Source organism: Bradyrhizobium sp. NC92, assembly GCF_025200865.1.
GTDB lineage: Bacteria > Pseudomonadota > Alphaproteobacteria > Rhizobiales > Xanthobacteraceae > Bradyrhizobium.
The window spans coordinates 5,389,756-5,410,395 of sequence record NZ_CP104171.1 but is presented as its reverse complement, the minus strand read 5'-3'; the positions used below and the strand labels follow the sequence as shown (position 1 = coordinate 5,410,395).

Below are 20,640 nucleotides of genomic sequence, written 5' to 3'. Positions count from 1 at the left end.
TAGGGTCAAGACGTTTTGGGAATGCGTGCCGCGCACACGTCATTGCGAGCGTTGCGAAGCAATCCAGACTTTCTCCGCGGAGGGATGCTGGATTGCTTCGCGGCGCTCGCAATGACGAGCGGATAGACCTACGCGCTCGCCCCCACGGCCTCCGCCACCGGCCGGAAGTTCGCAAAGTCCCAGTTGCGTCCGGGCGCCGCATCCAGCAGGGCCTTGGTGTAGGCCTCCTTCGGATGGGTGAGCACTTCGGCGGCCGGTCCTTGTTCGACGACGCGGCCGTGCTGCATGACCACGACCTCGTCGCAGATCTGGGCTGCGACGCGTAAGTCATGGGTGATGAACAGGATGGCGATCCCGAGCCGCTTCTGGATCTCGTCGAGCAGTTCCAGCACCTGCGCCTGCACGGAGACGTCGAGCGCGGAGACCGCTTCGTCCGCGACCAGCACGTCGGGATCGAGCGCGAGCGCCCGGGCGATGGCGATGCGCTGACGCTGGCCGCCGGAGAATTGGTGCGGATAGCGCGACACGGCGTCGGGCGGCAGGCCGACCAGCTCGAGCAGCTCGCGCGCGCGCTTCATCGCGTCGGCATGCGAAGTGCCGTAATTGATCGGGCCTTCCGCGATGCTCTCGCCGACGGTGACGCGCGGGTTGAGCGATCGGTAGGGATCCTGGAACACGATCTGGATCTTCTGCCGGTGCGGCTGCAGCAGGCGGCGCGAGATGTCGGCGATCTCGCGGCCGGCGAGGCGCACACCGCCGGAGGTCGGGTCGATCAGGCGCACGATGCAGCGCGCCACCGTCGACTTGCCCGAGCCGCTTTCGCCGACAATGCCGAGCGTGCGGCCCTTGCGCAGCGTCAACGTGACCTTGTCGGCAGCGACGACCTCGCGGCCTTTGCCGAAGAAGGCGCGCTCCTTGTAAACCTTGCTGAGCTCGTTGGCCTCGAGCACCACCGGCTCGCGGGTTTCCTCGCGCGGCGCCCGCGGCACCAGGCTCGGCACCGAGGAGAGCAGGTTGCGCGTGTATTCCATGGTCGGGTTGCGCAGCACGGTCTCGAGCGCGCCGGTCTCGACCAGGCGGCCCTGCCGCATCACCGCGACGCGGTCGGCAATCTCGGCGACCACGCCCATGTCGTGGGTGATGAACAGCACGGCGGTGCCGTGATCGCGCTGGAGGTCGCGGATCAGGGTCAGGATCTGCTTCTGCGTGGTGACGTCGAGCGCGGTGGTCGGCTCGTCGGCAATGAGCAGCTTCGGCTCAAGCACCAGCGCCATCGCGATCATGATGCGCTGGCGCTGGCCGCCGGAGAGGCGGTGGGGATAGGAGGCGAAGATGCGCTCGACCTGGGGCAGGCGGACCTGCTCCATCATGTCGAGGATGCGCTTCTTGCGCGCCCTGGCATCGAGCTTGGTGTGCGCGCGCAGCACCTCGTCGATCTGGCGGCCGACCGGCACCACCGGATTGAGCGCGGTCATCGGCTCCTGGAAGATCATCGCCATCTTGGTCGCGCGCAGCTGGCGCAGGCGGCGGTCGGTGGCGGTGAGCAGCTCCTCGCCGACCAGCTTCACGCTGCCGGCGGTCGGCACCAGCGTGCCCTTCGGCAACAGGCCCATCGTGGTGAGCGAGGTCACCGACTTGCCCGAGCCGCTTTCGCCGACGAGGCACAGCGTCTCGCGCTCGCGCACCTGGATCGAGATGCCGTCGATGATGTTAGCGCCTTTCGGCTTCTTGCCGATGGACACGACGAGGTTGTTGATGTCGAGGATGGTGTTGGTCACGTCAATTCTCTCCGCCGTCATTCCGGGGCGCGCGTAGCGCGAACCCGGAATCCATTGAGCCGCGATGCAAGTGGTGAGATGGATTCCGGGCTCGCGACTTCGTCGCGCCCCGGAATGACGAAACAAAGGATCCTCACTTCCCCTCCCGCTGCTTCATGCGCGGATCGAGGGCGTCGCGGGCGGCGTCGCCGATCAGGTTGATGCTGAGGATGGCGATGGAGAGCAACAGGCCCGGCCAGAAGATCAGCGACGGCTTGATCTGGAAGTACTGGCGGCCCTCGGCCATGATGTTGCCCCAGGTCGGCGTCTCCGGCGAGATGCCGGCGCCGAGGAAGGAGAGGATCGCCTCGGTGAGGATGGCGCTGGCGCAGATATAGGTGCCCTGGACGATCAGCGGCGCGATCGTGTTCGGCATCAAGTGGCGCCACATGATCTTCGGCAGGCTCGAGCCGACCGAGATCGCGGCCTCGACGTAAGGCTCCTCGCGCGCCGAAAGCACGACGGAGCGGACGAGCCGTGCCACGCGCGGAATCTCGGGGATCGTGATCGCGATCAGCACGGTCCAGAGGCTGGCGCCGGAGAGCGACACCACGGCGATCGCGAGCAGGATGCTCGGCATTGCCATCAGGCCGTCCATGACGCGCATCATCACGGAATCGACCAGCTTGAAGAAGCCGGAGACGAGGCCGATCGCAAGGCCGATGGCGATCGACAGGATCGCCGCGCCGATGCCGATCAAGAGCGAGATGCGGCCGCCATAGATCACGCGCGACAACAGGTCGCGGCCGTAAGCGTCGGTGCCGAGCAGGAATTGAGCGGAGGACGGCTTGAGCCGCTGCGACGGGGCGAGCTGGATCGGATCGTGCGGCGCGATCAGCGGCGCGAGGATCGAGATCAGCACGATCAAGGCAAGCAGGACCGTCGCCGCGGCGATGATCGGCGTCGAGGTGAGGAATCCGAAGCGCGGCCGCAGCGGCGACGTGATCGGAATGGACGACTGGGGAAGGGTATCGACCGACATTCTGTTCTTGTCCTTGCCTCAGTACCGGATCCGGGGATCGAGCAGGGTGTAGGCGACGTCGATGAGAAGATTGACGACGACGTAGATCAGCGAGGTCAGCAGGATCATCGCCTGGATCACCGGATAATCGCGCGCCAGCACCGCATCCACGGTCAGGCGGCCGATGCCGGGGATGTTGAACACGCTCTCGGTGACGACGACGCCGGAGATCAAGAGCGCAAAGCCGGTGCCGATGACGGTGATCACGGGCACGGCGGCGTTGCGCAGCGCATGGCGCATCATCACCGCGACCTCGTTGATGCCCTTCGCGCGCGCCGTTCGCACGTAGTCCTCGCCGAGCACGTCGAGCATCGCCGCACGCGTCATGCGCGCGATCAGTGCGATGTAGATGAAGGACAGCGCGCAGGTCGGCAGGATCATGCGCTCGAAGAACGGACCGAAGCCGTTGAAGATGCTCCGGAAGCCCTGCACCGGCACCAAGCGCAGTTCGATCGCGAAGACCTGGATGAGGACATATCCGACCACGAACACCGGCACCGAGAAGCCGAGCACGGACAGACCCATCACGAAACGGTCGATCCAGGTGCCGTGCTTCCACGCCGCGATCACCCCCAAGGGAACTGCGACGATGACGGCGAGGATGATGGTGCACAGCGCGATCGAGATCGACGGCTCGACGCGCTGGCCGATCATCTTCATGACAGGCAGGTTGGAGATCAGCGAGGTTCCGAGGTCGCCATGCAGCAGCTTGTTCACCCAGGTGATGAACTGCACGATCAGCGGCTCATTGAGACCGAGCGATTCGCGAATGCGCTCGAGCCGTTCCGGCGTCGCGTTGTCGCCGGCGAGGATCGCGGCGGGATCGCCGGGGGTGAGGCGGAGCAGGAGGAACACGAACAGCGCGACCACGCCCATCACGGGCACGGCGGCGAGAATCCGGCGAAGGAGATATCCGAGCAAGGTGGATCCGTCAGTTTAGAGTCAAATCGGCGGCAGCGGCGAGAGGTCAGTTCTGCCACCAGCCTAACATTTCAGCAATTCCCGTGCCATGAGGGCCACAGTTTTTGCGGTGCAGCCAGTCCTGATGGGGTGGTCAAAGCGGAGCGTGCCCACCTCCTTTCACTCAGGAAAAACGGCGGGCCCGGCGCTTTGCGCCTTTGCCCACCCTGCGGAATAGCTTCGCGATCACTCCAGCGTCGCCAGCAGCCCCGCCATCAGCCGACCACGCTCAACGAGACTTTCGACTTCGATATACTCCTCCAGCGTGTGGCCATTGCCGCCGCGCACGCCGAGGCCGTCGAGCGTCGGGATTCCCATCGCGCCGGTGAAGTTGCCGTCGGAGCCGCCGCCGGAGCTTGCATGCGGCAGTTCCATGCCAAGGGATTTGGCGATGCCGCGCGCCTTCTCATACAGCGCCATGGTGCCGGCATCCGGCTCCCAGACCGGCCGCGTCACGCCGCGCGTGACCTTGAAGGTGACATCGTTGCTGGTGCCCGACAGCGCCAGCATCCGCTCGACACCGCGATCGAGATCGGCCTGGCGCTTGGCCATCGACAGCGCTTCGCCCGTCGCGGTGGTGGCAACGCAATTGACCCACTGCCCGCCGTGCACGACGCCGACCGAGAAGGTGCAATCCTCCGTCGTCATCGCGTCGATGCTGAGAATCTGCCGCGCCATCTCGCGGATCGCCGAGCGTCCCGCCGACAGCGTGGCGCCGGCGTGGCTCGGCCGGCCCGTCGCCTCGAGGTTGAACCGTGCGATGGCATAACGTCCGGTGGTGACGCCGTTGTCGGCGCGACCGGGCTCCGGCACCAGCACGTATTTGTTGCGCGCGGCCTCAGCCTCGATGATGTCGCGCGTCGAGGGCGTGCCGACTTCCTCGTCCGGCGTGAACAGCACCGTGATCGGCAGCGGCGTGGTGAAGGACGCGCGCGCCAGCTGCCGGATCGCTTCCAGCGAGAGATAATTGCCGCCCTTCATGTCGTAGATGCCGGGGCCGTAGCATTTGTTGCCCTCGCGCCGCCATTTCAGCTTCTCGATGGTGCCGACCGGGTGGACGGTGTCCATGTGGCCGGCGATCAGGATGCCCGGCTCGCCCTGCTTCGGGTGGGGAAAGCGCGCGCGGATGACGCCGCCAAAACCCTGGCGGCCGGCGATGCGCTCGATCGTCGCACCCATGATCGCCATATCCCGCGCCGCGATATCGAGCATGCGGTCCACGGCGCCTGCGTCCCAGGTCGGGCTTTCGCATTCGACCCAGCCGCGCAAGCCCTCGAGCATGGCCTCGGAATCAAAGGGGAGATTGGCAGGATTCATCTCAATGTCTCTCGAGCTGGAAAGATGGAACGCGCATTGCATCGGCGCGGTCAGGACAAGTGGAGGTGTTGTAGAGCCAAATCGATCCCGGTGGAGCCCGTGCATGCGCCGCAAGGGCTTGCAACGAAACCGGATTGACGCGCTCGGCACTGTCTGCAAGTCTCGAAAAGATAAAGGCATTGCATATGGTTAGTTCGCCCAAAGAACGAACCGGATGCTCAACCAATAATCCGCCTTTGAACAGTTTCACGTCAGGAGAACTTTCTATGTTCCACTTCATGCGCCGGGGGCCTCGTGCGTTCGCCTCCACACTTGCGCTGTCGGTCGTCGCGCTTTCGACCGCGCTGGCCTCGCCAGTGCTTGCGGCCGGCAAGACCCTCACCGCAGTGATGCACTCGGATTTGCGCATCATCGACCCGATCTTCACCACGGCCTACATCACGCGTGACCATGGCTACATGGTTTACGACACGCTGGTGGCCACCGATTCCAACTTCAAGGTCCAGCCGCAGATGGCGGACTGGAAGATCTCCGACGACAAGCTCACCTACACCTTCACGCTGCGCGACGGTCTGAAGTGGCATGACGGTGCGCCGGTTACGGCGGAAGATTGCGTCGCTTCGCTGAAGCGCTGGGCCGCGGTCGACGGCATGGGCCAGAAGCTCTTGGACTTCACCGCCAGCATCGAGGCGACCGACGCCAAGACCATCACGCTGAAGCTGAAGGAGCCCTACGGCCTCGTCCTCGATTCCATCGGCAAGCCGTCCTCGCGCGTCGCCTTCATGATGCCGAAGCGCCTTGCCGAGACGCCGGCGGATAAGCAGATTCCCGAGCAGATCGGCTCGGGCCCGTTCAAGTTCGTGCAGGGAGAATTCCAGCCCGGTGTGAAGGCGGTCTACGTCAAGAACACCGATTACATTCCGCGCAAGGAGCCGGCGAGCTGGACCTCCGGGGGCAAGGTGGTGAAGGTCGATCGCGTCGAGTGGCTCACCATGCCGGACTCACAGACGGCGGTGAATGCGCTGCAGTCGGGCGACATCGACTTCATGGAGAACCTGCCGTTCGACATGCTGCCGGTGCTGGAAGCGAACAAGGAGCTCACGATCCAGGTCCTGAACAAGTTCGGCTTTCAGACTCTCGGTCGGATGAACTTCCTTCATCCGCCGTTCGACAACGTGAAGGTGCGGCGTGCAGCGTTGCTGGCGATCAATCAGAAGGACGTGCTCGACGCGCTGGTCGGCAATGCCAAATATCAGAAGATCTGCGGCGCCTTCTTCATTTGCGACACGCCGCTCGCGACCGATGCAGGCTCCGAGACCCTGGTGAAGGGGAACGGCATGGCGGAAGCCAAGAAGGCGCTCGCCGAGTCCGGCTATGACGGCACGCCGATCGTGATCATGGCCCCCGGCGACGTCACGACGCTGAAGGCGCAGCCGATCGTCGCGGCCCAGCTGCTGCGCGAAGCCGGCTTCAAGGTCGACCTGCAGGCGACCGACTGGCAGACGGTGGTGAGCCGCCGTGCGAGCCAGAAGCCGCCGAAGGAAGGCGGCTGGAACATGTTCTTCACCAACTGGGTCGCGGCCGACGTGTCCAACCCGATCGCCAATCTCTCGATCGGCGGGCAGGGCAAGAAAGGCTGGTTCGGCTGGGCGGAGGACGCCAAGATCGAGCAGCTCAAGGACGCTTTCGTCCGCGCGTCCTCGATCGACGAGCAGAAGAAGATCGCCGCCGACATTCAGAAGCAAGCCTATGAGCAGGTGATCTACATTCCGCTCGGGCAGTATCTCATCCCGAGCGGCTGGCGCAAATCGCTGGCCGGCGTGCTCGACGGTCCCGCGACGCCGGTGTTCTGGAACGTCGACAAGTCGGAGTAAGCCGGGGACCTCCTTCGTGACCTCGGACAAAAAGGCGGCGCCGCTGATCAGCGGCGCCGCTGTCTTTTCGGCTAAGAAGGCGCGTGCTTTTAACCCTTCCAATCTGCAATTCTTGCTATTTGCTTCAATCCTGAAATAGATGCGTCGTCCGCGCGCACCTTTTTTCCGTCTTCAAATCTGATTCCCGTGCCGATCGATTTTGCACTTCAGGCGATGGCCGAACGGTCAGATCGCGCACCGGCGCGTTGGCGGCGGCCGTTCCTGCGCTGGCTCGACGGTGTCGAGGCCGGCTGGGCCGTGCCGCTTCTCATCGCCTGCTTCGTTGTGATCTGGACGCTCTATCTGGCGATCGCCTATGCCGGCGGCGGTCTGCACCCCGATACGCTCGAGGCCTGGACCTTGGGCCGGCATTTCGCCTGGGGCTATCACAAGCACCCGCCCTTGAGCGGCTGGATTGCCGCCGCCTGGACCTCCGTCTTCCCACTCAGCGACTGGTCGTTGCAGTTGATGGCGATGGCCAATGCCGGGCTTGCATTGGTCTTCGTCGACCGCATCGCTCGGCAATTCGTGACCGGGCACAGGCGCGTCCTGGTGCTGCTGCTCCTGATGCTGACGCCGGTCTATCAATTTCACGCCCAGCGCTTCAATGCCAATTCGGTGCTGCTGGCAATCTGGCCGCTTGCGACCTGGTGCTTCCTGCGCGCATTCGAGACGCGCGCCTGGCCCTGGGCAATCGCGGCGGGATGCACCACCGCGCTGGCGATGGTCGGCAAATATTACTCGATCTTCCTCGTCGCGAGCTTGGCCTTCGCCGCGCTGGCGCACCCGGCGCGGCGCGCTTATTTCAGCTCGGCTTCGCCATGGATATCGGTGGTCGTGGGGCTCGCGGTGCTGTCGCCCCACATCCATTGGCTCGCGACCACGGGCGCTTCGACCTTCACCTACGCGCTGGCGCATGCCAACGGCAACCTCGCAACCTCACTCCACGAGGTGAGAAACTTTCTGCTCGGACTGGCCGCGGCGATGAGCATATCGGCCGTGATCTGGCTGCTCATCGCAGGACCGCGCCTGAGGCAGTTTCCGGCCGACTTCGCGGCCATGAGCCCGGGCCTGCGGCTTCTGTTCTACGTCGCGATCGGCACGATCGTGCTTCCGCTGCTGACGTCGCTTGTGATGGGCACCGATTTGCCGTCACTCTGGGCGTTGCAGGGCCTGTTCCTGTTCGCCATTCTCGTGGTCTGCGGCACCAGCTATCCGATCGAGCGCTTCCACACGGTCAACGTCACGATGATCGTTGCCGGCGCTGCGCTCGCCGCCGTCCTGGTCGCGGCGCCGATCCATGCCGTCCATCGCAACGATCACGGCTATGAAGAGGGCCGGAATTTTTACGTGCAGGCGGCCAACGAATTAACGCGCCAGTGGCGCGAGGTGACCGGCGAGCCGCTGAGCGCCGTCAGCGGCGACGATGCACTCGCCTTCGCGACGGCGTTCTACAGCCCGGACCATCCCTATTACGCGCGGCCGTTCGCGCATCAATACACCTGGGGCCTGCCGCGCAGGACGACGCTGGACCGCGGCTGGGCCGCACTCTGTTTCCAGGGGCAGGAGCACTGCAATCGCTGGCTGGAATGGGTGTCCGCCCGTGGCGGACGTTTCGTCAGGCGCGAGTTCACCGTGCAGGCCTCGCTATGGGGCCGGCTTGGCGTGTCTCGCGAGGTGATCGTGCTGATGGCGCTGCCGCAAGCAAGCCCGGCACCGAGCGCTGCGGATGATTTCAGCGCCAGCCGGCGAGGAACCCACTAGAGGTCGTTCTGAAATGCGATGAAATGAAATCAATTCGCTGCAGCGACCGAGGTGCGCTCCCTCTCCCGCTTGCGGGAGAGGGTTGGGGAGAGGGTGCTTCCACGACGGGACAATCTCCAAGAGGAGAAAGCCCTCGCCCGGCGCGGCCATCGATTTGACCTAGCAATGGCTGTCGCGCACCTGCTCGAGCCCCTCGCTCGCAAGAGGCGCGGTGAACGTGACCTGCTCGGCCCGCGGTTCAGACGGCTCCACATTTTGAAGCTTTGCCTCGGCGTGGTCTTCGCGATGTTCCAGTTCCATTACAGCATCCTCTAGAATTGCTGCAGGACAACATCGAGGCCGCCTCCTGGTTCCTCAGACGGGACGATGCTGCGGCCTGAACAGCCGTCCCTTCTCGACCACCAGCACGATCGCGACCGCGGCGAGGGTGGACAGGAAGAAGCCGATCGAGAAGGGCAGCAGCGTGCCGTCGAAGCTCTGCCCGATCGCCATGCCGACCACGATTCCGATCAGCGTGGTGATCGAGCCGTAAAGCGAGGAGGCGGTGCCGGCGATGTGGCCCTGTGGCTCCATCGCGAGTGCGGTGAAGTTGGCGACCATCATGCCGAACGAGAACATCATCAGGGCGGAGAGCACCATGAACAAGGCGAGTGGCAGCACGCCGAGGCATTCCGTCAGCAGCATCACACCGGCCACGAATGTGTAGAGCATCAGCGCGCCGTGCGAGATGACGCGCATGCCGAGCCGGCCGACCAGCCTCGCATTGAGGAAGCCGGCAATGGCGGTGCCGGCGGCGATCGCGGCGAAAGCGAGCGGGAAATATCGGCCGAGATGATAGATGCCGGTGAAGACCTGCTGGGCGCAAAAGACATAGGCGAACAGCGCGCCGATGACGCTACCGGCCGCGGTGGCATAGCCGATGGTCTGGCGATGGGTCACGGTCTGCCGGAACGCCGAGAGCACGTCCGCGGGCGCCAGCGATCGGCGCTCGGACTGGGGGAGGGTTTCAGGCAGCCGCAGCACGCACCATGCGAGTGCGAGCAAGCCATAGAGCATCAGCACCACGAAGATGCCGCGCCACGCCGTCACCAGCAGCACCGCCTGTCCGAACGAGGGGGCGACCACGGGCACCGCGATGAACACCATCATGGCGAGCGACATCACGCTCGCCATGCGGCGGCCGACATAGCAGTCCCGCACGATCGAGGTCGCGATCACGCGCGTCGCCGAGGTGCCCAGCCCCTGGAGCGCACGTGCCAGCAACAGCGTCTCGAACGAGGGCGCGGCGACCGCCAGCACGCTCGCCACCGCATAGACCGCCATGCCGCCGAGCAGCACCGGCCGGCGACCGAAACGGTCCGACAGGGGACCCATGACGAACTGGCCGGCGCCGAAGCCGATCAGGAAGGTCGACAGCACGAGTTGAAGATGGTTCTCGACCGGAATCTTGAAGGCGGCCCCGATATTGGGCAGTGCCGGCAGCATCATGTCCATGGCGAGCGGATTCAGCGCCATGATGGACGCGATCACGATGACGAATTCCGGAAAACCCATCGGGCGGTGTCCAGCGGACACCCAATCGTCGGCATTGACGTCAGACAAGAAGCTTACCCCTGCAATCGAAGGACTTATCTAGCCCTGATGCTGCGTTGCACAACCCATGTTTCGGGATGGCTGGCAGGCGGAGCAGGGGCGATCAAGACCTGGTGAGGCCCCCGCTGCCGGCCATGGTCATGCTCGACCGATCGCGGCGCGCATAGAAGCGCTTTCCGAAACCGCGTCAACGAGGGTAGGGCCCGGCAACCAGGGATTCACCATAAGATCGCGCAAAGATCGCGCACCACGCGCCGGGGAGATGAATCGGCAACACGTCCTGTCCATTGTGGTCGGACCGGCTGCCGCAACGGCGCCGAGAGAAGCCAGGCCAAGCAGGGTATCGCTCGTGTCCGACATGTCCGGTGCAGCACGATGGTTGGCGCCTGCGGCGAGTGCCGGCAAGCGCAACGCGTGGCTTGCCTGCCTGATCGCGCTGACGGCGCTGCTGGCGCTCGGCAATCTCGCCAACGATGCCTCGCTCGACCTGCCATATGGCTGGGACGTCCGGGTCAATTGCGCAGCCGTCGATGCGCATGCCGAAGGGCTCGATCCCTACTTCGTCAAGAACCTGAAGGGCACCAATTATTCTTACCCCTATCTGCCTGTGACGCTGGACGTTTTCCGTCCCCTCTGCGCGGGCGGCGTTCTGGTCGATCATTACAGAAGCATCTATCTCGTTCTCGCCGTGCTCTGCGGGCTGCTTCTGCCCGGCCTTGGCCGGACGCGTCCCAGCGCGCGCGATGCCGGCTTGAAAGTGCTCTGCGCGCTTGGCGCGTTCGTCGGTTTCGAATTTGTGCTGGCGTCGGGGAATTTTGCGCTGCTGAGCGGTGTGCTGACCGCGATCGCGCTGAAGCTCCTGCTGCGTCCGCTCGCGTCCGGACGAGATCCGAGTTTTTCCTTGCGCCTCGGCGGCGCTGCGCTGCTCGGCCTCGTGACCTCGTTCAAGCTGGTGTTCTTCCCGGTGCTGGCGGCGCTCTATTTCCTGCCGCTGCCGCGTGGCCGCAAGCTGGCCCTGATCGCGGTCGGCGCGGTCGCCTTCGCGTTGCCGGTCGCGGCGTCGCGGCTACTGTATCCCGATCTGTTCGCGAGCTGGCTGCTCGCGATCGCAGGACAGATTCCCGGCCAGCATGCGGTCGGTCTCGTGGAGACCAATCCGTCGCTCTTGCTGCTGGCGCGCGACCTCATGGCCCAGGCCGGCTTCGGCGACAGCAAGCCGGCGATGTTGGCGGCCTATGCGCTCGCGGCACTCGCGCTGGTGCTCGTGCCGTTCGCGCAGTCCGTCCTGCGCGCGGCCGCGAGCGGATCGGCGCGGAGATGGACATCGCTCCCGACCGAGCTCGATCGCTGGCTGATGGATCACCCGCGCACGGCCATGCGCATCACGGTGCTCGCCATGTTCGCGCTCTATCTCAGCTCGCCGCGTCTGAAGGAATATGCCTTCTTCGAGCTCGCGCTCTATGCCGCGATCCTCATCGTCGATCTTCCGCCCCTGGCGCTCGCCGCCAGTCTCAGCGTCGGCCTCGCCTTGCCGGCACTGGTCTCGCTTCTGGGAGCGCCGATCGAGGGCACCTTCATCCTCCTCGCCACCGCGCTGATCTGCTTCTGGATCGTGCTGCTCGATTTCCGCGCCGAGCCGAAGCGACTCGAGCAGGGATGAGCCAATCGATGGTGCGGGCAGCCGGGGTCGAACCGGCACAGCGCTTGCGCACCGAGGGATTTTAAGTCCCTTGCGTCTACCAATTCCGCCATGCCCGCTTGATCCAACGAGATCAAACACTTAAGTCCGTTCCGGCGGTCTGGAATTGGCGCGTTCGCAGCCGAAAGGACGGTTCTTCCTTAAGCGAGCCGGGCGCACAAGGCAAAGCCTCAATCCGGACATCTGTTGCTGCTTTAGGCATTCTCAATCCACGGGGGCTATTCATCCGGCATGGCTGCTTCGTTTTCCTCTTCGCTGCGCGGCGATGGCGCGCTGTTCGCGCTGCTTGCGGCTGGCCTCGCGCTGTCCGGCTGCGCCAGCGTGAGCGAAACGATCGCGCCGGCCTTCGCCGATCCCGCCAAATACGAATTGTACGATTGCAAGCAGCTGGAGACCGAGCGCAAGGGGCTCGCCAAGCGCACTGACGATCTGCGGGCGCTGATGCAGAAGGCGGAGACCGGGACCGGTGGCGCGGTCGTGTCCGAGCTCGCTTATCGCAACGATTATGTCGCCGTGCGCGGGCAGGCCCAAATGGCCGAGGACGCCTGGCGCCGCAACAGATGCCGGGAGTCGCCGCCTGAGGAGCCGCCGCCTCCGGCATCGCCGGCGGCCGCCGCCAAGCCCGCAGCGAAATCCGGCAAGGCCGCCCGCTGAGGCATCCTGCCGCGCGCGGTTCGCATCAGGGTCGCCAGCCGTAGATCCAGTCCTGCCGCGCCAGCATGCGTTCCGGGCCGAGCGCGCGGATCGCGAGATCGCGTGCGAGCGCCAGCGGTCCACTGAGATGATAGATGCGGCCCTGCTGCCGCGCGGTCCGCTGCACCCGCCGCACCCGCGCCTGGCGGGCACGGCCGTATTGCGTCAGCGCGGCGGCAACCTCTTTGCTGCTCTCGGCGGCCTCGAGGCTCAAGTGCCGGGCGAGCACGGCGGCATCCTCGATCGCCATGCCGGCGCCTTGCGCTGCGAACGGCAGCATCGCATGCACGGCATCGCCGAGCAGCGCCACCGAACCCTTGCTCCAGGGGCAGCCGTCGGGGACGCCGAACAGCGCCCATTTGCGCCAGCTGTCGACCGCGGCGAGCATCATCCGCGCCGCCGGCGGCCAGCGTGGGCCGGCAAAGGCGTCCATCGCCTCGCTGACATCGCCTTGCGTGCTCCAGCCCGGCCGGTTCCAGGTGCCCGGCAGCACCGCGACCACATTGATCTGGCGTCCGCCCGCGATCGGATAGGCGACCAGATGGGCGTTCGGTCCCATCCAGAGCTGCACCCGGCGCGCGGTATAGTCCTTCGGCAGTTGCGTGGCATCGAGCGTGCCGCGCCAGGCGATCAGGCCGGAGAAGCGCGGCTGCACCTCGGGAAACAGATGCTGGCGCACCGTCGACCAGATGCCATCGGCGCCGATCAGCGCGCTGGCGAGATCGCTGCGGCGGATCGTGCCGCTGCGATGGACCACCGTCAGGCCCTTGGCATGGGGCGCCACATCCTCGAACGTCGCGCCCAGCTTCAGGTCGATGTCGGGATGGTCGGCAACGGCGCCGGCGAGGGCCGATTGCAGGTCGGCACGGTGCACCACCCAATAGGGCGCGCCGGCGCGCGCGGATGCGGCTTCGCCGAGCGGCATGCGCAGCAGCTCGCCGCCGGCGCGCGCGCTCATGATCGAAACCGCCTCCGGGGTGACGGCGCGCAGCTTGAGGCGTTCGGTCAGGCCGAGCTCGACCAGCACGCGGCTGGCATTGGGCGAGAGCTGCAGGCCGGCGCCGACTTCCTCGAGGCGTTCGGCCTTTTCCAGCACGACGATGCGGAAGCCGCGCGCCGCGAGCGCGAGTGCGGCCGTCAGGCCACCGATGCCGGCACCGGCGATGACAATCGTTCGGGAGAGCGCCACCCCTTAACCGGTGGACGCGGTCAGGCCACCTTGTCCTTCAGCACGCATTCCGGCGGGCGGGCTTCGCCCGCCTTCAGGTCGGCCGCGAAGCGGTACAGCGTCGAGCAATAGGGGCAGATGATCTCGTTGTCGTTGCCAAGGTCGAGGAAGACGTGCGGATGGTCGAACGGAGGGTTGGCGCCCACGCACATGAACTCTTGCGAGCCGATCTCGATGACGGGGACACCGGCATCGTTATGGAAGTGCGGGACGACATGGTCGGACATCGTAGTTCATCCTGGAGTGGCAGAGGCGACAGACACAATCAACGACTGACGCGGCATCTTTGAGGCGCCGCGGACCATACTGGCGGGTGCAGATGATTGCTAGTCCAATGGAACCGAAAAGCTCCGCAAGCGCCCCATGCTCATTGGCTCATGCAAATTCGACACAATCTTGCGGCCTGAGAGAAGCCCTTCTTTCGTCGGGGACGTTGTGTCGCAATTTTGGCATACTATCTCTGTGGTTGCGTGAAATCGGGACGAAAGGCGTATCGTTCCGCGCGGGCATCCAAGGGCATCCGGGCTTTTCCACATGAAGTGGTTTCGAATCAGTACGGCGTTGGCGGGAGTGGCCGCGTGCGGCTTCATGCTTGCGCAGGTGGCGCCGCATGCCCGCGAGGCCGGCGCGATCCTGGCCGCCCAGGACGATCCGGCCGCACTCTCCGAGCTGAAGCTTGATGCAGTGCTGCGGCACAACGACCGCCTGGTTCAGGACAATATCGAGGCCGCGCTCGCCGCCGGCGATGCCGATCTCGCCGACAGTTTCGTGGCGCTGGCGCGTGACCGCAACATCGCGCTTCCCGACGATTTCCTGAGCCGCGTCGGCGACGCCGTGAAAGCGGAGAATTCCAACTCGCATTTCGCCAAGCGCTTCGCCACCGGTCTCGTCACCGGCAACGCGGACGATGTCGCGAGCCTGTCCGGGACCGTGGCCGGCGATCTGTTCGTGTTCGGCGACATCAGGGACGTGGTGCGCGAGGGCAAGCACCTCGCCATGGGTGAGGAGACCGACCGCCTCGTGCTCTCTCTTGCGGCGGCCGGCCTTGCGGTGACGGCGGCAACCTACGTCTCCGTCGGCGGTGCCGCGCCGGTGCGCGCCGGACTGACGCTGGTGAAGGATGCGCGCAAGCTCGGACGGCTCGGCGAGGGGCTCGCCGCATGGGCCGGCCGGTCCGCGCGCGAGGTCGTCGACACGCCGATGCTCCGGAACGCGGTGGCATCGGGCTCGGTGCTGCGGCCGGGCCAGACCGTGAGCGCGATCAAGGCCGCGTTCCGCGCCGAGAAGGCCGGTGCGCTGGTCCGCCTCGGCAAGGACGTCACGCGCGTCGCCGGAAAGACCGGCACGCGCGGGGCGATGGATACGCTCCGCATCGCCGAGGGCCCCAAGGACGTCGCGCGCGCGGCGCGGCTTGCGGAAGCGCAAGGCGGCAAGACGCGTGCGATCATGAAGCTGCTCGGCCGGGGCGCGCTGCTGCTCGTCGGCGGCGCGTTCGATCTGGCGCTCTGGCTGTTTGGCGCGGTCGTGACCCTGTTCGGCCTGCTCTCCTCCATCAAGGCGACGACCGAGCGCCTGACCCAGGCCTGGTGCGATCGCAGGCGAGCGCGGCGGCTTCGCCGCGCGCAGATCGCCGCCGAAGCTGCGCTGGAAGCTGCGGCTCTCAAGGCCTAAAGCGGACGAAATTGCGGTCAATCGTCGGCGCACTCCGGGTCCTTGTTTGAGCATGATCTCCGCGCAAGCGCGCTCCGCGTTTGTCGCGCGGAAAAACCGCTGCACATCTGTCCGGATCGTGCTCTAAGATCAGCCATTCCCCTCCAGACCTCACGGAACTGATGATGCCGAGCTTTCACAACGGCGCCGTTGAAATTGCCTATCTCGACGAAGGCGAGGGCGATCCGATCATCCTGGTGCACGGCTTTGCCTCCAGCAAGAACGTGAACTGGGTCTACCCGACCTGGGTTTCGGAACTGCGCAAGAACGGCCGGCGCGTGATTGCGCTCGACAATCGCGGCCACGGCGAGAGCGCAAAGCTCTACGAGCCCGCGCAATATTCGATTCCCGTGATGGCCGGCGACGTGCTCGCGCTGATGGATCATCTCGCCATCCCGCAGGCCGACATCATGGGCTATTCGATGGGCGGGCGGATGACGGCCTGGCTCTCCCTCAACGAGCCGCAGCGCCTGCGCTCGGCGATCCTCGGCGGCATCGGCATCGGCGGCCTGATCGAGGGCAGCGGCCCCGGCGAGAACGTGGCGAAGGCGCTGGAGGCGCCCGCGCTGGATGACGTCACCGATCCCGTCGGCCGCACGTTTCGCGCGTTCGCCGACCAGACCCGTTCCGACCGCCGTGCGCTCGCCGCGTGCCTGCGCGGCACGCGCGATCTCATGACCCGCGAGGAAGCCGCGCGCATCGACGTGCCGGTGCTGATCGCAGTCGGCAGCGCCGACGACGTCGCAGGAAGCGCCAGCGCGCTCGGCGCCATCATCCCCGGCGCGGAAGTGCTGGACATTCCGAACCGCGACCACATGCGTGCGGTCGGCGACAAGGTCTACAAGACCGGCGTGCTGGAGTTTTTGGCGCGGCGGGGGTGAGGCGGCAAAGCTGCTTCACACCGCCTTGTCGCTGAACAAGGCGGGAAGCGTCTTGAGGAACGAGATGACGCGCTGCGTGCGCAGCGGCGGGCGGCGGTCGGAGGTACGCACCATCCATAGCGGTTCCTCAGGTGCGCGCCAGGGCGCCAGCACTTCGACCAGCCGGCCGGTGCGAATGTCTTCGCCAACGAGCCACGATGGCCCCCAGCCGATCCCAAACCCATTCGCGATCAAAGCGAGCGAAGCATGCGCGTCGTCGCAAATGTGCTTGGGCTTGGGCGTGACGCGCATGGGTCCTTTCCCGCGCGGATCGGCGAAGCGCCAGGTCAGGATCTGACCGCTCGCGGGATTGCGAAAGCCGACGTGGTCGTGCGCGGAAAGCTCAAAGGGAGTGGCCGGCGCGCCGCGCGCGTTCAGATAGGCGGGCGAAGCGCAGGCGATCCAGGAGAACGTGCAAAGCCGCCGCGCCTGATGGCCGGGCGCGCGGTCGAGGGGCCCTGAGCGGATCGCGACGTCGACGCCTTCCGCCGCGAGATCGAGAATCTCGTTGCGGAATTTGACCTCGATCTCGAGCTCCGGTCGTTCCCGCAGGAACGCGGGCAGCCGCGGCAGGATGCAGGCGCGCGCGAACGAAGCGGGGGCGGTCACGCGCACCCGTCCGCCATCGTCGCGCGCGACTTCGCCGAGCGCGGATTGGACATGGGCGAGACTTTCAACCAAGGCGCGTCCCGCCGCCATCAGCCGGTCGCCCTCTTCGGTCAGCGCCAACGAATGGGTGGAGCGATGCAAAAGCCGCAACCCGTGGGCCTTTTCGAAGCGGGCGACCGCCTTGGACATCGCCGAGGTGGTCGTCCCCGCCCGGCGCGCGGCTTCGGCGAACGAGCCCGCCTCGACGACGCGGACGAAGGCGAGGAGACGCGAGAGGTCGGGAGGTAAAGTCGTTGTGGACATGTAGTCCACATAGCCATGGCCAGGCGATCACTACAAGAGACATTCCCGAACGGCTAATTCAGGGAGCGTCAGCGCGCATTCTGCGGCGCTTTAAAACGCGGGAAGTCCCATGAACCCCATCGAAATCACCCTGCAAGCCCTTGACGCCGCCGAGCGCGCGATTCCACCCGGCCAGCCGGTCTATATGCTCAATCTGCTGCGCTACCGCGCGCATGCGCGTTACGAGGACGGATTCGACGCCGCGCCCTGCTCGGGCCGCGAGGCTTTTCATGAACGCTACAGGCCGGCATTCCGGCGTCTTGCGGCCGGCAAGCCGCTCGCGCGGATGTTTTCCGGGCCGGTCCTCACGAGCCTCGTCGGCGCGTCAGGCGAACGCTGGGACGAAGCGGCGATCAATGAATACGGCGATTTCGCCACCTTCCGCTCGATCGTCGACACCGAGACTTACCGGCGCGAAGCCGCCCCGCATCGGCACGCGGCGCTCGAGGATTTCCGGCTGTTCGCGCTCGCCAAGGAGACGTGAAAAATTGCGGTTGAATTACGGTGACGGTGCGCGACAAGGTCTACAAGACCGGCGTGCTGAAGTTCTTGTCACGGCGCGGGTGAGGCCATGTTGCCTGAGTTGCCCACGCGCTTTGACGTCCTCGCCCAGTATCTTTTACGTTGTAGACGCTAGCTGCTCGAACGTGCCGACCTGGGCCCAAAGGATCAGTTGCGATCCTTCCGCATTTTTGTCTTGAGCTCATCCGTCAGGTGGCGAACGAAAAAATCAATCACTCGTTTTCGGCTGTCGGCCGTGGCGTCGGGGCTGTAGGCGAGCGTGTGTCCTCTGTATTTGAAGGGACGGTCGCGCTGTTGATCGAAGCCATGATGTGCGTTCGGATACTCGACCACGTCAAATTCGGCGCCGGCCACCCACTTGATGTTCTTGGCTCGCAGGCAGCCGTCTGGCAACGTCCAGTCGTCATTCCCGGCAACGAAGATCAACAGCGGCGATTGTATCGCGAAGTTCGGGTTGAATGCGTGGCACTCCGGGTAATAGGCCGCCACGGCTCTAAATCGGGCTTCGGCTTTCCCCCTGGCGATCTCGATCGCTGCGCTACCTCCGCTGCTCAAGCCGAGCGCAAATAGATTGTCCTTGCTGACTTTCGGGTTCCTCTCCAGAAAAGCCTTCGCGTTAAAGGCATCGTCCTTTCGAAAGCGGGACGCCTCCAGTCCACAACCCTTTCCTCCGCCGAGATTCCGCGGCCCGAAACTATCAAGAATGAATGCGCCAAAGCCGGCCGCTTGCAGGTTCTTCGCGTGCGCCTGAAGCGTCGCCACGCCAAACCGGTCGAGCCCGCCACAGGGATGCATCAAGACGACCACGGGAAAAGGCCCGGGCCCTGGAGGAAGCGACAAGGTGCCAGTCAGAATTGCGGTCCGCTCGGAGGGAGAGACAACGCTCTCGAACGAGAGCGTTTCAGCCTCGAGCCGGGTCGACAATAGGACCGTCAACGCGGCCGCAATGGTGCAGGCGACACGATGCATAGATTTTCCCCCTTTTGAATCCAAACAGCGCGGTTGTTACCGCCGCACAGGGCAGGCGGCAGTCCAGTCGATCCGAGCGACGCAACCGCGCGGCGTTTCTCCATGGAAATACGACCTCGACGAAGCGCAAGCTGCTAATGCCGATGGCGGCCGCCTGGTTGGCGAACGTCCTGGCCCGCATCGCCAGGTCCCCAACGCCGCGCCGCTGCGATCAGCACCACGAAGGTCGCGACCCATACCATCCTTGCGCCGTAGCGGTCGTGGGGCCCTGAGATCACGCCGCAGATGAAGGCGTTGCCGAGCAGCGCCAGCGTCACCGTTCCAGCCAGCAGCGTCAGATCGTCCAGCCGGCGGTTCGCCAGCGCTTGCGCAAGCAGCGCGACCAGCGCCAGCATCGAGGCCAGCGCGACCGGGACATGCAGCCAGTTCACGTAATCGAAATTGACACCCCAGTTCTGCTGCCGCGCCGCGCGCATCGGCGCGGCCTGTGAGGGGATGTAGCGCTCGATGATGCCGCGGGTGTGGGGAATCCAGCCGTTGGTGCCTTCGCCGGTCGCCACATGCAGCAATTGCTGCCCCATCGCGCGCAGCGCCGCGCCGGCCTGCCAGGCCGGATAATCCTTCAGCGACTGCACGACGATGGTGCCCATCTCCTCGTTCATGCCTGCGAAACGGCCGAGCGTGTTGAACATGCTCTTGCCCCACAGGAACTCGTCGGCGCTCGCCGGCAGCTCGTTGCGGTAAGGGCAGAGCTTGTAGTGTTCGCGCGGGCAATGGTCGTTGAGATATTGCGCGACGATGCCGTCCTGCATCATGCGGCCGAAGGCGACGCCGTAACCGCCGGGCGTCCAGGCCAGCTTGCCGGACAGCGCATAATTCGCCGACACCAGCATCAGGCCGCCCGCGACGATGGCGAGACTCGCCTGCGTCAATCCGGCGAGCGGCAGCCGCCCGCCCACGAACGGCCGCATCATCCAGCCGGCGGCGCACAGCCCCAGCAACACGCCGAGCGTGGCGCTGTGGGTCGCCACGGCAAAGGCGGTGAAGATGAACAGCGAAATCTTCTCGAGCGACGAGGTGCGGCTTGCGCCGACCACCAGCAGGAACAGCGACAGCACGGCGAGCCCGGCAAAGATGTCGGTGAGCAGCATGCTCGCAAGCCAGGGCAGCGCGGTCGACAGCATCAGGCAGAAGCTGATCGCGACGAAGCGGAAGGTCTGCATCAAACCAAGCACGCGAAGCGTGAGCTGCAGCAGCCACAGCGTCGCCAGCGACTGGACCGCGAGGTTGATCCAGAAGCCAAAACCCTCGCCATAGTGCAGGTAGAGGCCGAACACCGTGGAGCGGCTGGGGACGAGGTAGCCCTCGTACCAGCGCGCCAGATAGCCGCCGGTATCCCATTGCAACAGCGGATAGCCGTTCCAGACCGCCGGCGCGATCATCAGGAGGGGCAAGAGAAGTGGCAAGGCCACCGCCGCAAGCCGCAGCCAAAACGTATCAGCTGCGCGCGCGCGCAATTGATCGGTGGTGATGCTCAAATCCGCTCCCAGCCTCGCTTCGGAT

At 65.4% G+C, this 20,640-nt stretch carries 20 protein-coding genes and 1 tRNA gene; 8 read left to right on the top strand and 13 right to left on the bottom strand.

All coding sequences use genetic code 11. The features are described from left to right. Positions 1-128 precede the first annotated feature (128 nt). The 5 genes from N2602_RS25545 to N2602_RS25525 all read right to left on the bottom strand — a co-directional run bounded on the left by N2602_RS25545 (position 129) and on the right by N2602_RS25525 (position 5,395). Positions 129-1,778: an ABC transporter ATP-binding protein gene (locus N2602_RS25545; protein WP_260379805.1), complete on the bottom strand. Its 1,650-nt coding sequence runs from the start codon at positions 1,776-1,778 to the stop codon at positions 129-131. A gap of 133 nt (positions 1,779-1,911) precedes the next feature. Then, positions 1,912-2,799: an ABC transporter permease gene (locus N2602_RS25540; protein WP_260379804.1), complete on the bottom strand. Its 888-nt coding sequence runs from the start codon at positions 2,797-2,799 to the stop codon at positions 1,912-1,914. Between the two features lie 18 nt (positions 2,800-2,817). Continuing rightward, complete coding sequence (locus N2602_RS25535; RefSeq protein ID WP_172783060.1) at positions 2,818-3,759, bottom strand: ABC transporter permease; 942 nt, start codon at positions 3,757-3,759, stop codon at positions 2,818-2,820. Positions 3,760-3,984: 225 nt separating this feature from the next. Continuing rightward, positions 3,985-5,115, bottom strand: coding sequence for a M20/M25/M40 family metallo-hydrolase (locus N2602_RS25530; RefSeq protein WP_025037179.1), 1,131 nt, complete (start codon positions 5,113-5,115; stop codon positions 3,985-3,987). A 1-nt stretch (position 5,116) separates the two neighbouring features. Continuing rightward, entirely contained in the window at positions 5,117-5,395 is a 279-nt protein-coding gene (locus N2602_RS25525) for a hypothetical protein (RefSeq protein ID WP_172783062.1), read from the bottom strand. On the opposite strand from N2602_RS25525, the gene N2602_RS25520 reads away from it, so the two are divergent. The 3 genes from N2602_RS25520 (at position 5,382) to N2602_RS25510 (ending at position 8,792) form a co-directional block, all read left to right on the top strand. Further along, on the top strand, positions 5,382-6,989 hold the full coding sequence (locus tag N2602_RS25520; RefSeq protein WP_260379803.1) for an ABC transporter substrate-binding protein: 1,608 nt from the start codon (positions 5,382-5,384) through the stop codon (positions 6,987-6,989). The two genes, N2602_RS25525 and N2602_RS25520, sit on opposite strands and share 14 nt — an antisense overlap. Positions 6,990-7,005: 16 nt before the next feature. Further along, positions 7,006-7,128, top strand: coding sequence for a hypothetical protein (locus tag N2602_RS25515; protein WP_260379802.1), 123 nt, complete (start codon positions 7,006-7,008; stop codon positions 7,126-7,128). Between the two features lie 74 nt (positions 7,129-7,202). Next, positions 7,203-8,792, top strand: coding sequence for a glycosyltransferase family 39 protein (locus tag N2602_RS25510; protein ID WP_260379801.1), 1,590 nt, complete (start codon positions 7,203-7,205; stop codon positions 8,790-8,792). Between the two features lie 159 nt (positions 8,793-8,951). On the opposite strand, the gene N2602_RS25505 is transcribed toward N2602_RS25510, so the two are convergent. Further along, on the bottom strand, positions 8,952-9,092 hold the full coding sequence (locus N2602_RS25505; RefSeq protein WP_172783065.1) for a hypothetical protein: 141 nt from the start codon (positions 9,090-9,092) through the stop codon (positions 8,952-8,954). Positions 9,093-9,146: 54 nt separating this feature from the next. Beyond that, complete coding sequence (locus tag N2602_RS25500; RefSeq protein WP_172783066.1) at positions 9,147-10,394, bottom strand: multidrug effflux MFS transporter; 1,248 nt, start codon at positions 10,392-10,394, stop codon at positions 9,147-9,149. Between the two features lie 349 nt (positions 10,395-10,743). Between N2602_RS25500 and N2602_RS25495 the strand changes: the two genes are divergently transcribed. Then, positions 10,744-12,045: a hypothetical protein gene (locus tag N2602_RS25495; RefSeq protein ID WP_260383714.1), complete on the top strand. Its 1,302-nt coding sequence runs from the start codon at positions 10,744-10,746 to the stop codon at positions 12,043-12,045. Between the two features lie 9 nt (positions 12,046-12,054). Here N2602_RS25495 and N2602_RS25490 read toward each other — a convergent pair. Further along, positions 12,055-12,143, bottom strand: a tRNA-Leu gene (locus tag N2602_RS25490). Between the two features lie 172 nt (positions 12,144-12,315). Between N2602_RS25490 and N2602_RS25485 the strand changes: the two genes are divergently transcribed. After that, positions 12,316-12,738 carry a twin-arginine translocation pathway signal gene (locus N2602_RS25485; RefSeq protein ID WP_260379800.1) on the top strand — a complete coding sequence of 141 codons (423 nt, stop codon included), beginning with the start codon at positions 12,316-12,318 and terminating at the stop codon, positions 12,736-12,738. Between the two features lie 25 nt (positions 12,739-12,763). Here N2602_RS25485 and N2602_RS25480 read toward each other — a convergent pair whose 3' ends face one another. Then, entirely contained in the window at positions 12,764-13,966 is a 1,203-nt protein-coding gene (locus N2602_RS25480) for an FAD-dependent monooxygenase (protein ID WP_260379799.1), read from the bottom strand. Positions 13,967-13,986: 20 nt separating this feature from the next. Further along, entirely contained in the window at positions 13,987-14,232 is a 246-nt protein-coding gene (locus N2602_RS25475) for a zinc-finger domain-containing protein (RefSeq protein WP_007602543.1), read from the bottom strand. 307 nt (positions 14,233-14,539) lie between these two features. Here N2602_RS25475 and N2602_RS25470 point away from each other — a divergent pair, with 307 nt between their 5' ends. Further along, positions 14,540-15,676, top strand: coding sequence for a hypothetical protein (locus tag N2602_RS25470; RefSeq protein ID WP_260379798.1), 1,137 nt, complete (start codon positions 14,540-14,542; stop codon positions 15,674-15,676). Positions 15,677-15,840: 164 nt separating this feature from the next. Beyond that, a complete protein-coding gene (locus N2602_RS25465) occupies positions 15,841-16,596 on the top strand; it encodes an alpha/beta fold hydrolase (RefSeq protein ID WP_172783070.1) in 756 nt (251 codons plus the stop codon). A 15-nt stretch (positions 16,597-16,611) separates the two neighbouring features. On the opposite strand, the gene N2602_RS25460 is transcribed toward N2602_RS25465, so the two are convergent. Continuing rightward, entirely contained in the window at positions 16,612-17,547 is a 936-nt protein-coding gene (locus N2602_RS25460) for a LysR family transcriptional regulator (protein WP_260379797.1), read from the bottom strand. A 109-nt stretch (positions 17,548-17,656) separates the two neighbouring features. Between N2602_RS25460 and N2602_RS25455 the strand changes: the two genes are divergently transcribed. Then, complete coding sequence (locus tag N2602_RS25455; RefSeq protein ID WP_260379796.1) at positions 17,657-18,070, top strand: hypothetical protein; 414 nt, start codon at positions 17,657-17,659, stop codon at positions 18,068-18,070. Between the two features lie 185 nt (positions 18,071-18,255). Here the strand turns inward: N2602_RS25455 and N2602_RS25450 are convergent, their stop codons facing one another. Together N2602_RS25450 and N2602_RS25445 are read right to left on the bottom strand one after the other, a co-directional pair. Then, complete coding sequence (locus tag N2602_RS25450; RefSeq protein WP_260379795.1) at positions 18,256-19,077, bottom strand: dienelactone hydrolase family protein; 822 nt, start codon at positions 19,075-19,077, stop codon at positions 18,256-18,258. A gap of 134 nt (positions 19,078-19,211) precedes the next feature. Further along, positions 19,212-20,615, bottom strand: coding sequence for a hypothetical protein (locus N2602_RS25445; protein WP_260379794.1), 1,404 nt, complete (start codon positions 20,613-20,615; stop codon positions 19,212-19,214). Positions 20,616-20,640 lie beyond the last annotated feature (25 nt).

Excerpts from the sequence above, each read along its gene's own strand:
- N2602_RS25450 (WP_260379795.1), bottom strand. The coding sequence starts at position 19,077 with ATGCATCGTGTCGCCTGCACCATTGCGGCCGCGTTGACGGTCCTATTG.
- N2602_RS25520 (WP_260379803.1), top strand. The coding sequence starts at position 5,382 with ATGTTCCACTTCATGCGCCGGGGGCCTCGTGCGTTCGCCTCCACACTT.
- N2602_RS25505 (WP_172783065.1), bottom strand. The coding sequence starts at position 9,092 with ATGGAACTGGAACATCGCGAAGACCACGCCGAGGCAAAGCTTCAAAAT.
- N2602_RS25510 (WP_260379801.1), top strand. The coding sequence starts at position 7,203 with ATGGCCGAACGGTCAGATCGCGCACCGGCGCGTTGGCGGCGGCCGTTC.
- N2602_RS25495 (WP_260383714.1), top strand. The coding sequence starts at position 10,744 with ATGTCCGGTGCAGCACGATGGTTGGCGCCTGCGGCGAGTGCCGGCAAG.
- N2602_RS25470 (WP_260379798.1), top strand. The coding sequence starts at position 14,540 with ATGAAGTGGTTTCGAATCAGTACGGCGTTGGCGGGAGTGGCCGCGTGC.
- N2602_RS25540 (WP_260379804.1), bottom strand. The coding sequence starts at position 2,799 with ATGTCGGTCGATACCCTTCCCCAGTCGTCCATTCCGATCACGTCGCCG.
- N2602_RS25460 (WP_260379797.1), bottom strand. The coding sequence starts at position 17,547 with ATGTCCACAACGACTTTACCTCCCGACCTCTCGCGTCTCCTCGCCTTC.
- N2602_RS25530 (WP_025037179.1), bottom strand. The coding sequence starts at position 5,115 with ATGAATCCTGCCAATCTCCCCTTTGATTCCGAGGCCATGCTCGAGGGC.
- N2602_RS25475 (WP_007602543.1), bottom strand. The coding sequence starts at position 14,232 with ATGTCCGACCATGTCGTCCCGCACTTCCATAACGATGCCGGTGTCCCC.
- N2602_RS25455 (WP_260379796.1), top strand. The coding sequence starts at position 17,657 with ATGAACCCCATCGAAATCACCCTGCAAGCCCTTGACGCCGCCGAGCGC.
- N2602_RS25465 (WP_172783070.1), top strand. The coding sequence starts at position 15,841 with ATGCCGAGCTTTCACAACGGCGCCGTTGAAATTGCCTATCTCGACGAA.
- N2602_RS25525 (WP_172783062.1), bottom strand. The coding sequence starts at position 5,395 with ATGAAGTGGAACATAGAAAGTTCTCCTGACGTGAAACTGTTCAAAGGC.
- N2602_RS25485 (WP_260379800.1), top strand. The coding sequence starts at position 12,316 with ATGGCTGCTTCGTTTTCCTCTTCGCTGCGCGGCGATGGCGCGCTGTTC.